The sequence below is a fragment of the Paenibacillus sp. CAA11 genome (assembly GCF_003060825.1).
In the GTDB taxonomy this organism is placed as follows: Bacteria; Bacillota; Bacilli; order Paenibacillales; family Paenibacillaceae; genus Fontibacillus.
This window is the reverse complement of the sequence record NZ_CP028922.1, coordinates 3,922,501-3,940,203: the sequence shown is the minus strand read 5'-3', so window position 1 is coordinate 3,940,203 and position 17,703 is coordinate 3,922,501. Positions and strand designations below refer to the sequence as shown.

Genomic DNA, 17,703 nt, shown 5'->3' with positions numbered 1-17,703 from the left:
CTCTTTTGCGTTGTTTCGCGTTAGCGGATTGAATTGTCCCGGTTTCTACAATATAATTTTATTCATCTGTGAGGACATGCTAGAATGGAACCACGAGGATTGAAGGATAAGGGGGTAACTTAGAAGCAATGAGCATTCAGATCAAAGATGTAGAGCATGTGGCCAAGCTGGCTCGCTTGAACTTGACCGATGAAGAGAAAGAGACGTTCACCGAACAATTGAACGCTATTTTACAATATGCTGAGAAGCTGAATGAGCTGGACACGGAGGGCGTCGCACCGACAACCCATGTGCTGCACCTCAGCAATGTCATGCGAGAGGACGAAGTGCATGAGAGCCTTCCGCAAGAGAAGGTCTTCCGCAATGCGCCGGAGGAAGAGGACGGGCAATTTAAGGTTCCGGCTGTATTGGAATAGACCAGGAACAGATTATGGAAGGAGGAAATGGAAGTGACGCTGTTTGATTTGCGTTTGCAGGAGGTACATAACCGGCTTCACGAGAAGGAATTATCCGTTACCGATTTGGTGGATGAGGCCTTTAAGGTGATTGGGAAGCGGGAAGAGCAGGTTAAGGCCTATCTGACTTTGGATGAGGAGGGGGCAAGAGCCCAGGCTGCCAAGCTTGACGACAAGCTTATGTCTGGCGAAGCCAGAGGACTCTTGTTCGGGCTCCCCGCAGGCATCAAGGATAATATGATAACTGAAGGGCTGCGCACCACCTGTGCAAGCCAGTTCTTAAAGAACTATGATCCGATTTACGATGCGACGGTTATTACCAAGCTGAAAGCCGCCGATACGGTAACGATCGGCAAGCTGAATATGGATGAATTTGCGATGGGCGGATCGAATGAGAACTCCAGCTTCTATACTACACGGAATCCTTGGGATCTCAGCCGTGTTCCTGGCGGTTCCAGCGGAGGCTCGGCTGCTGCTGTTGCAGCAGGTGAAGCCTACTTTACACTGGGCTCGGATACCGGCGGTTCGATCAGACAGCCTGCCTCCTACTGCGGTGTTGTCGGATTGAAGCCCACCTACGGATTAGTATCTCGCTATGGTCTGGTAGCATTTGCATCATCGCTGGATCAGATCGGGCCAATTACGAAAAATGTCGAGGATTCTGCTTATGTGCTTCAGGCGATTGCAGGCCATGATCCGAAGGATTCCACCTCTGCGAATGTGGAGATTCCTGATTATGTGAGTGCCTTGACAGGTGATGTGAAGGGGCTGCGCATTGCTGTTCCTAAGGAGTATCTTGATGGCGTAGACCCTAAAGTGAAAGAGGCCGTGATGGACGCGCTGAAGGTGCTCGAAGGCCTGGGCGCCGTATGGGAAGAGGTGTCTCTGCCGCATACGGAATACGCCGTAGCCGCTTATTATCTGCTTGCTTCCTCGGAGGCTTCCTCCAATCTCTCCCGTTTTGACGGGGTGCGCTATGGCGAGCGCGCGAACCATGCAGGAAGCTTAATGGACCTGTATTTGGATTCCCGCAGCCAGGGGTTTGGACCGGAAGTGAAGCGTAGAATTATGCTGGGTACTTACGCTTTGAGTTCAGGCTATTATGATGCTTACTATTTGAAGGCACAGAAGGTTCGTACTTTGATCAAGCGGGATTTCGATCAGACGTTCGAAAAGTTCGATGTCATTATCGGACCTACTGCGCCGACCACCGCTTTCCCGTTAGGGTCACAAGTTGATGATCCGCTGACGATGTATCTGAATGATATTCTGACCATCCCGGTAAGCTTGGCCGGCGTACCAGCCGTCAGCGTGCCATGTGGATTTGCAGACGGTCTTCCGGTAGGACTGCAAATCATCGGCAAAGCCTTTGATGAGGGCACGGTGCTCCGCACGGCCCATGCCTACGAGGTTCATACCGAGCATCATAAGCGGCGCCCGTCGCTATAAGCCTATTCTTTCAGGAGGATTACTTATGTCAACATCCAAATATGAAACAGTAATCGGGCTGGAAGTGCATGTGGAGCTGCATACAAAATCTAAGATTTTCTGCGGCTGTTCGACCGAATTCGGCGCACCTCCGAACACGCATACCTGCCCGGTATGCCTGGGACATCCCGGCGTGCTGCCTGTGCTTAACAGACAGGCGGTAGATTATGCGATGAAGGCTGCCATGGCCCTGAACTGCGAAATCGGCGATGTCAGCAAGTTTGATCGTAAGAACTATTTTTACCCTGACTCTCCAAAGGCGTATCAAATCTCGCAATTTGATCAGCCTATCGGCTTGAATGGTTATATAGATATTGAAGTGAATGGAGAGACGAAACGGATCGGGATCACCCGGCTGCATCTGGAAGAGGATGCAGGCAAGCTGACCCACGTGGATGGCGGTTATGCTTCTCTAGTCGACTTTAACCGTGTCGGCACTCCTCTGGTGGAGATCGTGTCTGAGCCGGACATCTCCTCGCCGGAAGAAGCGCGTGCTTATCTGGAGAAGCTGCGGGCAATCATGCAGTACTGCGAGGTTTCTGATGTGAAGATGGAAGAGGGCTCGCTTCGCTGTGACGCTAACATCAGCTTGCGGCCGCATGGCCAGCAGGAGCTGGGCACGAAGGCCGAGCTCAAGAATATGAACTCCTTCCGCGGTGTTCAGCGCGGCCTGGAGTATGAGCAGTATCGTCAGGCTGAAATCCTGGATGAAGGCGGACAAGTAGTTCAGGAGACTCGCCGCTGGGATGAAGCAATGGGGAAAACACTGACCATGCGCAGCAAGGAAGAAGCGCATGACTACCGTTATTTCCCTGATCCGGACCTTGTGACCCTGCATATTGACCAGGCGTGGAAGGATCGCATTCGCGCTTCCATCCCTGAGCTGCCAGATGCGCGCAAAGCCCGTTATACTTCTGAGCTCGGCCTGCCGGATTATGATGCAGGCGTAATTACTGCATCTAAGGCACTGGCCGATCTGTTTGAGAGCAGCCTTGAGTTTACTTCGGATGCCAAGTCTGTCTCGAACTGGATCATGGGCGACTTGCTCGGATATTTGAACAGCAACAACCTGGAGCTGTCCGAGGTGAAGCTGACCGGGCAGGGCCTCGGCGAGATGATTGGACTGCTGGAGAAGGGGACGATCAGCTCCAAGATCGCCAAGACGGTCTTTAAGGAAATGCTGCAAAGCGGCAAGCTTCCACAGCAAATTGTTGAAGAGCAAGGCCTTGTGCAGATCAGTGATGAAGGCGCCATTCTCACTATTGTGAATGAAGTGATCGCCGAGAATCCGGCTTCTGTAGAAGATTACAAGGCTGGTAAGGATAAAGCGATCGGATTCCTGGTCGGGCAAGTGATGAAGCGCAGTAAAGGCAAAGCTAACCCTGGCCTTGTGAACAAGCTGCTTGTTGAGACGCTTCGGCGTTAGGAATAAGAGAGAACAGATGTGGGGCGGTTCCTTCGTGTACCGCCTCTTTTCTTAGGGAAGGCGGTCGATAAGATGATTACCCAGCTTTCTTTACATGATCCGGATATACTTAGCCAGCTCTGGCTGCTGCAGCATCAAGCCTACAGGATGGAATCGGAGGCGATTGGTCTTAAGGATGCGCCTCCCTTAACGGATACGCTGGAGTCCCTGCAGGCTTCCCCCGAAGTTTTCTTCGGGCTTGTAACAGAGGAAGGAGAACTGCTCGGAGCAGTGTCGGTGAAGAAGACGCGGGAGACTTCTTATGAAATTACCCGGCTTATGGTTCATCCGGAGCATCTGCGCAAGGGGATTGCCCGCAGCCTGCTTCAACATGTGCTGGAAGTGCTGCCGGAAACATCCGATCTTACGGTTACCGCAGGTTCACGGAACCATGCCGCCGTAGCTCTGTATCAAGACTTCGGATTTGCCCCCGAGCAAATTTATGAGCCTTTGCCGGGTGTGGAATTGACGGTATACCGTAGAACATGGAGGCGACATGCTTATGAAGCTTGAGATTTGGAAGGAAGATAGCACAGTCTCCTCGCGTGATGCCGATTATAGGGGACAGTATCGGTTGTCCGCTATATTGGAAGCTATGCAGAAGGCAGCCGATTCTCATATTGAGGCAGCTGGAGTAGAGATAACAGATATGCTGAATCAAGGGATGGCCTGGATGCTGATGTCCGTGGATTTGGATATCCGCCAGGTGCCCCTGCTGCATGAAGCCGTGGAGATATCTACTTGGAACCGGGGCGCACAAGGGGTGCAGTGGCGGCGTGACTTTAATCTATCCTATGATGGGATTCATAAGGGAGGGCAAGTTTGGGCAGTGGCCCGCACGCTATGGACGCTGGTGGATCTTCGGAAGCGGCGGATTCTCCGTCCATCTGCCTTTCCGTATGAGCTGCCTGTCCATCAGCCGGTGACCGCTGAGGAGCTGCCGGAGAATCTTCTTGAGAAGCTGGCCATTCCCGAGAGCTTCGCGCTTCAATTGGCCCACGAATGGACGGTGCGATACAGTGGAATTGATGCGAACGGCCATCTTAACAATGCCAAGTATGCAGACCTCTGCCTTGATGCCATGCTGCGAGAAGAGCTGGATTGTATCACGCTTCGGGGATTTCGGATTACCTATTTCCAAGAGGCAGCCTGGGGCGATCAGATTCGCATATTCCGTACAGAAAAGCGTGATGGACAGGTATTTTTCCGTGGAGAGAACGCGGAAGAGAAGCGCTTGTTTGAAGCCTGTCTTCTTTTTGAAGGTTAATTTGACTACACAGCCTCGGGGGCCGGTGAGCCGGAAGCGGGGCCTTTTTTTCGTTGAGTCGGGCGGATTCAACCTGAATTTTCCGTTACGTATCGCCTTGAAAAAGGGTATGATCTTACAAGATAAGAGATGAGAGGAGGAGAGAATCGGCATGGCAAAAGAGCAAGTGAGCAGTTCTGACGAGAATGGCACGCCAAGGCCGAACGGGGCTCAAGCGCGCAAAGGCTATCGCCCGAGACGACGCAAGCGGAAGTTTGTTTCCGTACTGCTGACCGCGCTGTTTCCTGGCCTGGGGCATGTTTACCTGAAATTGTTCAGCAAGGGAATCGCTTTGATTTACTTGATCGCTATAGATCTTGCCGCCTTGATCTATTTCTCATCCGTTCGGATTCAAATAAATGTTCCTCTGCTGATTATTATGGGATTACTGGTGCCAATGATTTACTTTTATAGTATCTACGATGTGCTTCAGTCTACAGATTCCATGAATTCACGGAGCCGCAATCCGGTCAAGGCCGGGCCAGGACGCGAACTATTGAGGGGGACCGCAATCGGGGCAATGATGGTTGCCGGGGGGCTAATTGTATGGGTCCTGCGCATCAAGCCCAAGTGGCTTGAAGTCCTGATTCAAGAATGGGCGGGTTATATTTGCGCGGGAATCTTGGCCGCTGTAGGCCTATCTTTATTTATGCAGGAGATCAAATATCGGGCTGCGCGAACAGGCCGCTTTACCGCTTCTCTGCTGCTGCTAGGTGTAAGTGTCCTGCTGCTGCTTGAAGAGTTGACACAAGGGGATTTTCTGCTGCTATTAATCAATTGGTGGCCGGTATTGCTGGTGCTGCTTGGTGTGGAGTATATTGCAGTCCTGATTTGGAAGAGGCGCAAAGCAGCCCCAGGGCATGGGCGCCGCTTTCGCTTGGATATCAAAGGCATCCTTGGATCAGTGGTTGCAGCTGCCTGTGTGTTCGCAGTTACGCAGCAGGACCATTACCTGCATTTATGGAACAAGGTAAGCCTTGATCTGACCGCAGCAGGAACGGAATTTAGTGAGCAGAAGGGCTATTCCTTCCTCAAGGAACCGCTAACCATTCCTGTTAATTCGGATATGAAGGGGGTTCGGATTGAGAATATTAATGGCACTATTACAGTTTCAAGAGAACCCGTGTTTGAAGTGCAGGTTGAGGCCAAGGTCTATGTTGATGAAGTGCAGCGTGAAGAGGCGAAGGCCATTGCAGATGCGGCGGAGATTAATATCTCCGAGGGCGATAAGCTGTCTATCGTAGTGAATGACCGCGGCTATGGCCAGTCTGGTAAGAGACACCCGAGAGTCAATCTCCATGTGATCCTTCCTTTTAACCGTGATCTGACCCTTGATGCGACGACGACTAATGGCAGCCTGCTGGTGAAGAGCATTTCGTCCAGAAAAATAAAGCTTCAGACCGGGAACGGAGCTGTAGAATTAAGCGATATATACGGGGACGGGGACATTTCTTTGAAGACGCTGAATGGGGATGTCGCGCTGACGAATGTCTTCGGTGATGTGAATGCCGATACACAGGGCGGGAAAATGACCGCAGAAAATGTTCAAGGCTCTGCCAAGCTTTCAACTTTGGTGGGAGATTTGAACCTTAAGGATAATAAAGGGAATATTGATGTCTCCACCAAGAATGGGAATATCCGGGTAGAGGGTGCGGACCAAGGCCTAAATGCAGAATCACTCAATGGGAAAATTTCTATTCGCTCAAGTTCCATTGGCGGAGACTGGTCGGTGTATAGTGCAGTGGGAGAGGTTAATATTACACTGCCTTACTTTGGCAGCTATCATTTGGAGGCGTCAAGCGGGTATGGAGAAATTTACAGTAACCTTCCTTTTGAGAAAGATAATAAGAGGATCGAAGGAGAGCTTGGCGAAGGACAATATCAGATCAAGCTGGAGGGTAACAGCAACCTGCTTGTGAATCGGGAGAATCTTATTACACCTATGATGGGTGAATAGCATGGTTGATCTGATACTCTATCCTTGCGTTGACAAACGATTTAGAGTGAACGTACAATGAATGTGTTACAGGATTTTGCAGTATTTGTAAAGGCGGTGGACATATGACACGCGTGCAGCATGCCTTAGATAAACTCAAAGTAAATGGTGTCCGTATCACGCCGCAGCGTCACGCCATCCTTAGCTATTTGCTTGATTCGATGGGACATCCTACAGCCGATGAAATTTATCGTGCGTTGGAGCCGGAATTTCCGAATATGAGTGTGGCTACAGTCTACAATAATCTCAAGATGTTTATAGAGGCTGGTATGGTCAAGGAGTTAACCTACGGTGACGATTCGAGCCGTTTTGACGCCGATGTCTCGGATCACTACCATATAATCTGTGAGAAATGTGGAACAATCAAGGATTTTACTTATCCTTCATTAGAGGCTGTGGAACGTCAAGCTGAATCAGTGACCGGATTTAAGGTGCTCGGACATCGTTTGGAGCTTTATGGCATATGTGACAATTGTCAAAAGCATAAACAGAATTGATAAGAGACTGCGGCCTGATTTTAGAACGTGCGGAATTCCTTTCGGGGTTCTTCACGTTTTTTGTTTATATAGAGTGAGGAGAATCAGACAATGCAGGAGGTATGAAGAATAGCATGAGTCGACGAAGTATGTACAGAACCAGGAAGAAGAGAAGAACGGGCAGATGGTTGCTTCTTCTATTATTGATGGGGGCGGCCTATGCAGTGTACTACTGGTTCGTTCCTAATCATGCCCATGTAGATCCAGACTGGAAAGGCCGCGCTAAGCCGATCTTTGCGAAGGGCCTTGTGATGGATTACTCTGCGGCTGGTACAGGAGATAAACTGCTGATTCCACTGCCGGTCATTCAGAAGGAGATTGATTCTAACGTACGGTATGAGGAGGACAGCGCTTCGATCGTCATGGCTACGCCGGACAAGCTGGTTCGCCTTAAAGTGAATCAAGCTTATGGCGAGATGAATAATCATAAGCTGAGCTTAACGTCCTCGCCAAGTGTCGCAAGCGGAGTTCCTTATGTTCCGGCCAAACTGATCGAGCAGCTGTACGGAGTACAATTTAAAGAGGATTCAGCATCGGGAGTGGTGCATATCTATAAGCCGGGCGAACGCATTGAGCGGGCGCAGGTAGCTAATAACAAGGAGGGAACAGCCCCCCTTAGGCAAGAAGCAAGCATTCATTCCCCGATCTATGCAGATGTCCCATCGGGGGCTAATCTTCGATTGCTTCGGGCTGAAGGAGAATGGTATTACGCGCAGACAGACGGCGGATACACAGGGTATATCCGGCAGAAGGAGGTAGTTCCTCAACAGGAGGCGACCATTCCAGAGGTGAAAAAAGCCGTCTCACCTGCGGAGAAGCAATGGAAGAACAAACGGGTTAATCTGACATGGGAGGCCGTGTATCAGGTGCCTGCCAGTCCGTCCCGGATCGGGCGTCTTCCCGGGGTAAATGTTGTTAGTCCGACCTGGTTCCAGTTGAAGGATACGAAGGGCAATGTGAAGAACAAAGCTGATAGGGCTTATGTAACCTGGGCCCATCTTCAAGGCATGCAGGTTTGGGGGCTCTTTAGCAACAGCTTTGATGCCGATTTGACCTCGGAGGCAATGGCTGCTTATGACAGACGGCTAAATGCAATTAATCAAATGGTAAAGTATGCAAAGCAGTACGATCTGGACGGAATCAATATTGACTTTGAAAGTGTTCATACCAAGGATGGGGATAATGTTACCCAATTCTTGAGGGAGATGCGGCCGCTTGCTCACGCTGCCGGCTTGACACTGTCCATAGATGTAACGCCTAAATCGAACAGTGAGCTTTGGTCCAAATTTTTGAACCGCAAGGAGCTCGGCAGCATTGTTGACTTTATGGCGCTGATGGCTTATGACGAGCACTGGGCGGCGAGTCCCCAAGCGGGGTCAGTGGCTTCACTGCCCTGGACAGAAGCTGCGGTAACGAAGATTTTGGAGGAGGATGAGGTTCCTCCAGCCAAGCTCATTCTGGGAGTACCCCTTTATACCAGAGTCTGGACGGAGAAGACGGAGAACGGAGAAACTAAAGTCAGCTCCAAAGCGATCGGTATGGATAAAGCAGAGGAAATTATAAAGCAGCTTAAGCTTGAGAAGAGCACTCCCGATAATACTGGCCAGAACTATGTGCAATATCAGGAAGACGGTGCGCTGAAGCGAATTTGGCTGGAGGATGTGGATTCTCTTGAACAGAGAGTGGATTTGGTTCATAGGCTGAATTTGGGGGGGATTGGTTCGTGGAACCGGGGCTTTGCCTCCAAGGAAGCTTGGGAAGTACTGAGTAAGGTGAATGAGTAGAATTGGCAATCATAGCATTGAAGTGATCATACTTGCATGTTCACAGCACCATAGACCGTAAGCCGTGCTTGTTAGGCTTCAGCGGGATATGGTGTTTTTTTATTGTACCCTCAAAAGAATTTAAACCTTAAATCGTTGGTTTGCCGCCTGCCAATCAAACAAGGAATCCTATAGATTTATAGGTGCAGATCATGACATTTATAAATTTTGAAAGGGGTTACAGAAATGAAGAGATGGATGACCTTGCTGTTGTCGGCCATACTTCTGGTTTCCTTAGCAGCTTGCGGTGGCGGTAACGGCGGCAACAACTCCAAGAATGCCGAAGGCACGGGTGGCAGCGGAGGTGAGAAGAAAGAGGAGAAGGTGGAGCTCACCTTCTGGACTCTGGGAACGGCCGGTTATGACAAGCTTGTTGAGGAATGGAATGCGGCCCATCCCAATATCCAAGTGAAAGTACAGAATACTGGAGATCAGACGGCACATCACAACAATCTGATCACAGCGCTTTCGGCTGGTTCAGGGGCTCCTGATATTTTCATGCTTGAAATTGCCTTTATGGAGAAATTCATTAAGAACCAGGATAAGTTCTATAACTTGTATGATTTAGGCGCAAAAGATATTGAAGGCAACTATCTCGAATGGAAATGGAAGCAGGCCCAGTCCAAAGACGGCAAATTCCAGATTGGGCTGCCAACGGATATCGGCCCGTCCGTAGTTTATTACCGTGCAGATCTCATGGAGAAGGCTGGCATTCCGTCAGATCCGGTAGCCTTTGGCGAAGCGATCAATACATGGGATAAGTTCGCTGCTGTTGGCAAGCAATTTACGGATAAGACGGGGGTTGCGTTTGTCGACAACACCGATCTGATGTTTAATGCGCTTCGTGACCAAAGCGATAGCGAAATCTATTTTAAGAAAGAGGACGACTCCTTTATTGGAGACACCAATCCTCAAATCAAGAAAGCTTATGACCTGACGGTAAAAGCGATTCAGGAGAAATGGATCGGCAAAACCGTACTGTGGTCTCCTGAATGGGGGGCGGCCATGAACGAAGGCAAGGTTGCTGTCGTCCTTGGCCCGGCTTGGATGAAAGCGAACATTACCGGCAACGCTCCGGACACCAAGGGTAAGTGGAAAGTCACCCAGCTTCCGGAAGGCTCAGGGAACTGGGGCGGCTCCTTCTTGACCATTCCTAAGGAAACGAAGCACTCGAAGGAAGCCTATGAATTTATCACCTGGCTCGATAATCAAGACCAGCAGCTGAGAGCCTTTGAAAGCTCTGGCTTGATGCCATCCATCCCTGCGATCTATGATACCGATACCTTCAAGAATGCAAAGGATGAGTTCTTCAGCGGACAGAATATCGCGACCGAGTTCGCGAAGGCGGCCCAGAAGATCAAGCCTGTCTATTATGGACCGCTCCACGATACAACCGATTCCTATTTCAAGTCTGCGCTTCGGAATGTGATCGAGAAGAACTCGGACCCGGCAGCAGAATGGGATTCCGCGGTGAAGCAGTCGAAAGATCTGGCCAAACGCGGCGGCTGATACCTGTAGAACGGTACGTACAGCGTAATGCATGAATTGTCAAAGTCCTTGAGGAGCCTTGGGTCCTCTTGGACTTTGAACGCTGTAAGCCTGCTTATGTGCTTAAGAGAGGATATTAATGGAGGTGCGGTATGAGCCAACTGGAACCGAAGCTATCTGACGGAAAAATGCCTTCCAAATCCAAATCGTTTTGGACGGAGAAGAAGAAAAGCGCGGGAGTCGCTTATTTATTCATATCCCCGTTTTTTCTTTTGTTTGCGATTTTCGGCATTTATCCGATTATATTCACGTTCTATCTTTCCTTCTTTCGTTGGGACGCCTTAAGCCCAATGGAATACGTCGGGTTTGACAACTTTAAATTTGTGATCGAGGACCCGACATTCTGGATTTCCTTTATGAATACGATTGTGATGGCGCTCATGGGAACGATTCCCCAGTTGATTGTAGCGTTGATCCTGGCCGTCATGCTGAATTCATCAATAACTCGGTTTAAAAAAGCGTTTCGAACCCTGTACTTTTTGCCTAACATTACATCCATTGTCGCTGTAACCCTGGTGTTCAGCTCTTTCTTCGGCGGAGAAGGGATCGCCAACTGGATGCTGACAAGCATAGGACTGGATCCTGTAGCCTGGAACTCGGGTTGGTGGGGTGTGAAGATTGCGATTTCAATTATGGTCTTCTGGCGCTGGGTTGGATACAATGCGATTATTTATCTGTCCGGTCTGCAGAGCATTCCACATGATCTCTATGAAGCAGCTACGATTGACGGGGCAAGCCGGCGTCAGCAGCTGACCTCGATTACACTACCGCTATTAAAGCCCTTTGTAGTGTTTACCGTTCTGCTGTCAACAATCGGTGCCCTGCAGCTGTTCACGGAGCCCTATGTGTTCCTCGGTCAGTCAGGTACGGGATCAACACGTCAAGAAGGGATCACGATGGTGATCTATCTGTATAGCGAAGCTTTCCGCAATTCGTTCTTCGGAACGGCAGCATCGTCTGCGGTTATTCTGTTCTTCTTTACTATATTGTTCTCGGTTGCCAATCATTGGTTAAGCAATCGCATGAACGGAGAGGATGGAGAAGCCTGATGAGTAGAGCTAAGAAACCGGGACAACCCCACATCGTTTCCAAATTCTTTTATTATTTGCTGCTGACGGTGGGAGCCTTGATTTCGATCTTTCCGTTCTATTGGATGTTTGCCATTGGAACCAATGATCGCAGTGCAGTCTTCCATGTTCCCCCTAAGCTATCTATCGGCAGTCAGCTGTTTGACAACTTTGAGCGGGTGCTTGAGCGTACTTACTTTTTCAAAGCCTTGTTCAACTCTGCGCTTGTATCGGTAACGACCACCGTGCTAGTTCTCTTCTTCTGTACCTTGGCCGGCTATGCTTTTGCTAAATATAAGTTTCCGGGGAAAAATATACTATTCATGTTCGTCCTGTTTACACTATTTGTTCCACAGCAGCTGAGCGTACTGCCTAACTATGTCATTATGGCTAAATTCCACTGGATCGACACCTATCAAGCGATCATTGTTCCAGGGATGGTCAATGCCTTCGGGATCTTTTGGATGCGGCAGTATATCTCATCCTCGGTGCATAATGAACTGCTTGAAGCTGCCAGGATGGACGGAAGCGGTCATTTGAGAACCCTGTTTAACATCGTGACGCCGATTATTAAGCCTGCACTGGCGACACTTGGGATTTTGACATTCATGAACGTCTGGAATGATTTCTTCTGGCCGCTTGTTGTTCTCAAGAATAAGGAGCACTTTACCATTCAAATCGCGCTTCAGCAGCTGTTCAGCAACAAAGATGGTCTGGACTACGGAATGATCATGTCGGCGACCTTCTTTGCAACACTGCCGCTGCTAATCGTGTTCTTGTTCTTCAGCCGATGGTTTATTGCCGGGCTGACCAGCGGGGCGGTAAAGAGCTAATTATTTGACGAACATGGCCGTTTGGAGGTAGGAAAAACACAGCTGCAGCGGGAATATGTATGAAGAGAAAGAAAGCGTTTCCCGAAAGGATGGCTGTTTCGTGAATTTGCAGCGAAAATTTAGGCTGGGCATTATTCTGCTTGTTTTTATTCCGGTAATTATGATGGGGACCGTTTCCTACTTCATATTTTCAGGAATGAATGAAGAGAAGACCAATAGTTTTTACAGAGTGTCACTACAAGATACAGATAGGAAGCTGGAATATGCCCTTAATGAAATAAATGCTGTATCGGACTTGGCAATCATTCAGCCCAGTGTGCAGCAGCTGCTGAAGCACCCGCCGGAAAGGGTCAGCAGCGAGCTTGCTCAATCCTTGAATAATTTGATTATGGCGCATCCGAAGATCACCTCGTTTGCGCTTTTTTCCAATCATAAGCTGCTGTATGGAACGGGGATCAGTGCATCCCTCTATCCCGTTCCCCAAGAGGCCCCTTGGTATTCCCGCAGTGTAAATCTGCAAGGTAGGCCGCTGTGGCTCGGTCCCGGAGAGAATGGAACGTACCGGACAGACAGTCCGGTGCTGATTCATACCCGGCTGATCAAGGACTACTTCTCGTTGCAGACAATTGGCTCCATCATGATCACCGTCAAGCCGGATGTGCTTGAACAAGCGCTTTGGGGAACAAGTACCATAGCGGATAGTGATATCTTGCTGCTTAGCCGAGAAGGAACGGTCGTGTTCGACAAATCCGGCGATGCTGCCGGCAATATTATTCCTGCCGAGCTGTGGCAGCAGCCTAATGAGCAAGGGTACCAGATCGCCAGGTATAGAGATGAGGAATCTATGATTACTGTAGTTCCCTCAGCTCATGAAGCGTGGACCCTTGCAGCGGTTACTCCATTAAGCACGCTGCACCGGGAATCGAGTGCCATTCGAAGTATTGCCATCCTGCTGATTCTGTTAACCCTCCTCATGGGCTTTGTGTTTGAGCGTATATTTGTTCGACGTGTGGTCCGTACGATTATCATCAGTGCACGCGGGATGAAGAGAGTCGAACAGGGGCAGTTCACCCAGCTGAAGCCACCAACCCGCTGGAACGATGAGACGAAGATGCTTGTCGATGGCTTTAATCAGATGAGCAACCAGATCCGAGATTTGCTTCATGAGGTGGAGCGTGAGCAGAAGCGTAAGAAGGAAGCGGAGATGAATGCGCTTGTGGCCCAGATCAATCCGCATTTTATTTATAATTCGCTAGAATCCATAAATTCTATGGCTGTCCTAGCCGGTAATCGGGAGATTAGCAGAATGGTGATTTCGCTTGGGAAGCTGCTTAGAATCAGCATCAGTGAGAACATCGAGGCCATTGCCTTGTCTACAGAGCTGGAACATGTGAAGCATTATTTGAATATTCAAAAGACGAGGTTCCGGGATAAATTTGATTATGAGATCAGTTGTCCGCCAGAGCTGCGAACCTTGATGACATTAAAGCTGATTGTTCAGCCTCTGGTAGAGAACGCTCTATATCACGGGATCGAGCCGATGCCTGAATCTGGATTTATACGTATTGAAGCCATGGAGGTCGGGCGTGATCTTGTGATTGAGGTGGCGGATTCGGGCAAGGGATTTAATCCTGAGGGGTTGGAAAGAGCTTTTCATCAACCGGTTAAGGAGAGCAAATATAAGAACAGCGGTGTAGGGCTCAGAAATGTGTATGAGCGCATTCGAATTCAGTACGGCTCACCTTATGGGATTCTTGTATGTTCTGCCGAGGGCTTTGGTACGGTAATTAGAATCCGTATCCCCAAGCAGTGGAAGGGCGTAGGAGAAGGGGAGAACCTGATATGAATCGTTCTATAAGAGGACTGCTTGTTTGTACCGCGTTAAGTCTGCTGATGTGCTCAGGGTGCAATTTCGAGCTTCTTCCTGCCAGAGAGAAGGTTGCGGAGGAGAAGATCACACTTACATTTCGGCATTTCTGGGTAGGTAAGCATGATGAGCCTGTGGAGCGGATTATAGCGGATACGATCAAGAAGTTTGAGGAGAAGCATCCCCATATCAAAATCGACTTTGAGGGACTGGATCAGACCATCCACCGCGAGCAGAAGCTTAAAAGTGAAATGGTGACCGGAAGGCCGCCGGATATATTCAGTCTCTTCGGAGGTGCGGAGATTGAGCCCTATGTGCAGACGGGAAGGCTGCTGGACTTAACGGGTTTTCTTAAGGATGAAGATCTGTATGGCAGATTCAAAGACTTAAGTCTGTGGACATTTGATCAGAAAGTGTACGGGATTCCTTTTGAGGGGAATGCTGAGCCTCTCTTCTACAACAAAGAACTGTTTACGAAGCTTCGAATCTCTCCGCCCCAGACGATCAGCGACCTAATGAGCATCATTCCTGTGCTGACGCACCATGGAATCATCCCGTTTGCGCTAGGTAATAAACAGGAATGGCCAGCAGCTATCTATGTTCATTATTTCATGGATCGGCAGACAGGCTCCGGGAAGTTCACTCAAATTATTAATGGGAGGGCCTCTTTTACGAATCCTGAATATCTTCTGGCCATGAAGAATTTTGACAGGCTCGTGAAGATGGGCGCTTTCCCGCACAACGCTAACCAGCTTAGCTCTGAAGAGGCGGTGGAACTGTTTACACAAGGCAAAGCTGCAATGTACTTAAGCGGAAACTGGGACATCACCTTATTTCAGAAGGCAGCTCCAGGATTCTCTACTCAAATTGGTGTGCTCTCCTTTCCAACCCTGCAGGAAGGGGACGAGGGCTCCTTGGCAGGAGGGTATACGGTAGGATTGGGGTTATCATCAGCGCTCACCGGCAGCAAGCGGGAAGCTGCATTGGAATTTATCGCAGAAATATACAAACCTGAAGTGCGCGCGAAGATTACTGAGGAGGCTTATCGGATCCCCGTGATGTCAGGGGAGGTTCAAAAGGTCGAAAAGGATTCCGTCTTTAATCAGGTCATTGCACTGACTGAGGCTAGCAAAACTAAGTTTGTCCCTTATGACAATATGCTTCCCCCGGAGATCAAGCAGGTTTTTCTTCATAGTATTGCAGGAATTGTTGATCAGCAGGTCACCCCGGAGGAAAGCTTGGAGCGCTTGGAGCAGTCTTTAAATAATTATCGGAAGCTCATTCAGAACAGATAAGGAAGGGGGAGGTACCATGGAGCGAGCTTATCGGGTTCTACTGGCGGATGATGAGCCGATTATTTTGGAGAGCTTGAAAATGGCCATACCTTGGGATCAATATGGCATGAAGGTGGCGGGTGAGGCGAGAAATGGACAGGAGGCGCTGGAGGCCGCTGCTGTGATAAAACCTGATATTATCGTTAGCGATATACGTATGCCTGTGATCGATGGGATACAATTCATGCGTGAATTGAAGAAGGGTAGGATGGACCAGGAGCCGTTGTTCATCGTGATTAGCGGCTACGGTGAATTTGAATATGCGCGTGAGGCTCTGCGAAGCGGCGCGTTTGATTATATTCTGAAGCCGATTGATCATGAAGAGCTGGAGGAGATTGTTGCCAAGGCGAAGCTGGAGCTGGATGTTCGCCGGAATCGAAAGCTGGAGGAGGAGCAGCTGCAATATTCACTTCAGCGGCTGACGGCATTTGCTAAGGAAAGGCTGTATACGGAGTGGATGGACGGCCAACCCTCATTCCCAGCCATGCAAGGAGATAGTGATGTAGAGCTCTTAAAGGACCCATACTGTCTGTTCCTGGTTCGGCTGGATCGGCTTCAGCAGGCCTCCGAAAGATGGAGAACCGATGAGAAGAGGCTATGGTTCTTCGCCGTAAACAACGTTCTTAAGGAATTTGGGGATCAGCATGGCTGCTTTATGGTTTTTCCTTATTACAGCGGGGAGTGGCTGCTCATATTTCCCGAGATGACCAAAGAAGAGAAGCTTAAGCTCGGGGAGCAGCTTGTACAGGTGATAGACTTGTGTACTAAAATGACATGCACTGTTGGGATCAGCAGCCCGGCTATGGGGCTGGAGCAGCTGCGTAGCAGTTATCGCATGGCTTCGGATGCGCTGCGCCAAGCTTTTGTTCATACGGATCAATCCGTGTTCCTTCATGGAGAACTCAACGAGAGTTCAAAGCTTGCTTCTATGTATCCCGGAATGATAGAGAAGCGTCTAATTGAGGCGATCAAGACGCTAAATACAGACGAAGTTGAGGCTGCGATGTCGCTTCTTCTAAAGCATTTGCAGCAACCTGGAGCAAGCAAAGAAGGAACGGTAAGGATTTGCCTTGAGTTTGCTATTGTCGCTCGCAGGCAGCTGGAGATGATGATCCCTTCTTCACCGGAAGTGGCTGAAGAGGATTCAGAAGATATACTGGATGCCTTGGAGCAGGCTGACAGCCTTACTAAGCTGATCAAGACGCTGCAGGAACGCCTTATGGATTGGCTGCATCTGGCGGCTGAGGGCAGACACGGTGAGACAGGAGACAGTCTGATTGATCAGGCTAAGCTATTTATTGACGCTCATTATCAGGAAGACATAGGCATTGAGGATGTTGCAGATTTCATTCATATCAGCTGCAGCCATTTCTGCACCTTGTTTAAGCAGAAGACTGGGAGCACCTTCTTGGAGTATTTAACAAGGCTGCGCATCGAGAAAGCGGAATTTATTCTCAAGAACTCTGAGGTGAAAGTTTTTCAGATCGCGCCGCTTGTCGGATATCAGGATCCCCGCTATTTTACCCAGGTGTTTAAGAAGATAACCGGAAAAACACCAACCGACTACCGGATCTCCTATCAATCCACACAATCGAGATAACCTGTTTTCCTCATTACAAAATTGACTCCATTTTGAAGAAGGAAACCATGAGGTTATGTAGAATCTAAATATATCGAATTGTGTGTATAACAAACAGGAGACGGAGGGACAGTGTGGGATCTACAAACTTTTCATTTATCGGAGAAGAGACGATCGGGCGCCAGGCATTTGGGGCGATAGCATACCGTCACAATGTCGGAGGCTTTCATGGACCATTGCTGCATGATTTCGAATTGTTGATTCTGGTTATCTGCGATCATACCGAGGAAAAGCTAAAGATTGAGCACTGTGCCAGTGAGGGGCAGCGCTATCAGCTTCTGTACATTAGCTCTGATGATTTACAGCAATGGGTGCTCTCGGGCGATAACCCGGACGTCGTGCGCTG

General features: G+C 49.3%; 15 protein-coding genes (1 of these 15 only partly in view). All 15 read left to right on the top strand.

Annotated features, from left to right (window positions below):
* Nucleotides 1-128 precede the first annotated feature (128 nt).
* Nucleotides 129-416: an Asp-tRNA(Asn)/Glu-tRNA(Gln) amidotransferase subunit GatC gene (gene gatC, locus DCC85_RS18495; protein ID WP_108466885.1), complete on the top strand. Its 288-nt coding sequence runs from the start codon at nucleotides 129-131 to the stop codon at nucleotides 414-416.
* 33 nt (nucleotides 417-449) lie between these two features.
* Nucleotides 450-1,904: an Asp-tRNA(Asn)/Glu-tRNA(Gln) amidotransferase subunit GatA gene (gene gatA / locus DCC85_RS18490; protein WP_108466884.1), complete on the top strand. Its 1,455-nt coding sequence runs from the start codon at nucleotides 450-452 to the stop codon at nucleotides 1,902-1,904.
* A gap of 25 nt (nucleotides 1,905-1,929) precedes the next feature.
* Nucleotides 1,930-3,369 carry an Asp-tRNA(Asn)/Glu-tRNA(Gln) amidotransferase subunit GatB gene (gene gatB / locus DCC85_RS18485; protein ID WP_108466883.1) on the top strand — a complete coding sequence of 480 codons (1,440 nt, stop codon included), beginning with the start codon at nucleotides 1,930-1,932 and terminating at the stop codon, nucleotides 3,367-3,369.
* Between the two features lie 72 nt (nucleotides 3,370-3,441).
* Complete coding sequence (locus DCC85_RS18480) at nucleotides 3,442-3,921, top strand: GNAT family N-acetyltransferase (protein WP_108466882.1); 480 nt, start codon at nucleotides 3,442-3,444, stop codon at nucleotides 3,919-3,921.
* Nucleotides 3,911-4,675: an acyl-[acyl-carrier-protein] thioesterase gene (locus tag DCC85_RS18475; protein WP_159081923.1), complete on the top strand. Its 765-nt coding sequence runs from the start codon at nucleotides 3,911-3,913 to the stop codon at nucleotides 4,673-4,675. Before DCC85_RS18480 ends, DCC85_RS18475 begins: the two co-directional genes overlap by 11 nt.
* 151 nt (nucleotides 4,676-4,826) lie before the next feature.
* Nucleotides 4,827-6,671 carry a DUF4097 family beta strand repeat-containing protein gene (locus DCC85_RS18470; protein WP_108466880.1) on the top strand — a complete coding sequence of 615 codons (1,845 nt, stop codon included), beginning with the start codon at nucleotides 4,827-4,829 and terminating at the stop codon, nucleotides 6,669-6,671.
* Between the two features lie 104 nt (nucleotides 6,672-6,775).
* Nucleotides 6,776-7,207 carry a peroxide-responsive transcriptional repressor PerR gene (gene perR / locus DCC85_RS18465; RefSeq protein ID WP_108466879.1) on the top strand — a complete coding sequence of 144 codons (432 nt, stop codon included), beginning with the start codon at nucleotides 6,776-6,778 and terminating at the stop codon, nucleotides 7,205-7,207.
* A gap of 113 nt (nucleotides 7,208-7,320) precedes the next feature.
* Complete coding sequence (locus tag DCC85_RS18460; RefSeq protein ID WP_108466878.1) at nucleotides 7,321-9,030, top strand: glycosyl hydrolase family 18 protein; 1,710 nt, start codon at nucleotides 7,321-7,323, stop codon at nucleotides 9,028-9,030.
* A gap of 225 nt (nucleotides 9,031-9,255) precedes the next feature.
* The gene (locus DCC85_RS18455) at nucleotides 9,256-10,578 is read left to right on the top strand and encodes an ABC transporter substrate-binding protein (protein ID WP_108466877.1); all 1,323 of its coding nucleotides are present in this window, start codon (nucleotides 9,256-9,258) and stop codon (nucleotides 10,576-10,578) included.
* Nucleotides 10,579-10,745: 167 nt separating this feature from the next.
* Nucleotides 10,746-11,666: a carbohydrate ABC transporter permease gene (locus DCC85_RS18450; RefSeq protein WP_108467954.1), complete on the top strand. Its 921-nt coding sequence runs from the start codon at nucleotides 10,746-10,748 to the stop codon at nucleotides 11,664-11,666.
* Nucleotides 11,666-12,517: a carbohydrate ABC transporter permease gene (locus DCC85_RS18445; protein WP_108466876.1), complete on the top strand. Its 852-nt coding sequence runs from the start codon at nucleotides 11,666-11,668 to the stop codon at nucleotides 12,515-12,517. The genes DCC85_RS18450 and DCC85_RS18445 overlap by 1 nt, the downstream gene beginning before the upstream one ends.
* Nucleotides 12,518-12,617: 100 nt before the next feature.
* Entirely contained in the window at nucleotides 12,618-14,363 is a 1,746-nt protein-coding gene (locus DCC85_RS18440) for a cache domain-containing sensor histidine kinase (RefSeq protein ID WP_108467953.1), read from the top strand.
* Nucleotides 14,360-15,679, top strand: a complete 1,320-nt coding sequence (locus DCC85_RS18435; protein ID WP_234414233.1) for an ABC transporter substrate-binding protein — start codon at nucleotides 14,360-14,362, stop codon at nucleotides 15,677-15,679. Before DCC85_RS18440 ends, DCC85_RS18435 begins: the two co-directional genes overlap by 4 nt.
* A gap of 16 nt (nucleotides 15,680-15,695) precedes the next feature.
* Nucleotides 15,696-17,318 (top strand): response regulator, encoded by a 1,623-nt coding sequence (locus DCC85_RS18430; protein ID WP_108466875.1) that lies wholly within the window; start codon nucleotides 15,696-15,698, stop codon nucleotides 17,316-17,318.
* Between the two features lie 113 nt (nucleotides 17,319-17,431).
* Nucleotides 17,432-17,703, top strand: partial view of a nucleotidyltransferase-like protein gene (locus tag DCC85_RS18425; protein WP_108466874.1) — the 5' end (the start) only. The gene runs 601 nt beyond the window's last position; 272 of the gene's 873 nt are visible here — the first part of the coding sequence; the start codon lies at nucleotides 17,432-17,434; its stop codon lies beyond the right edge, outside the window.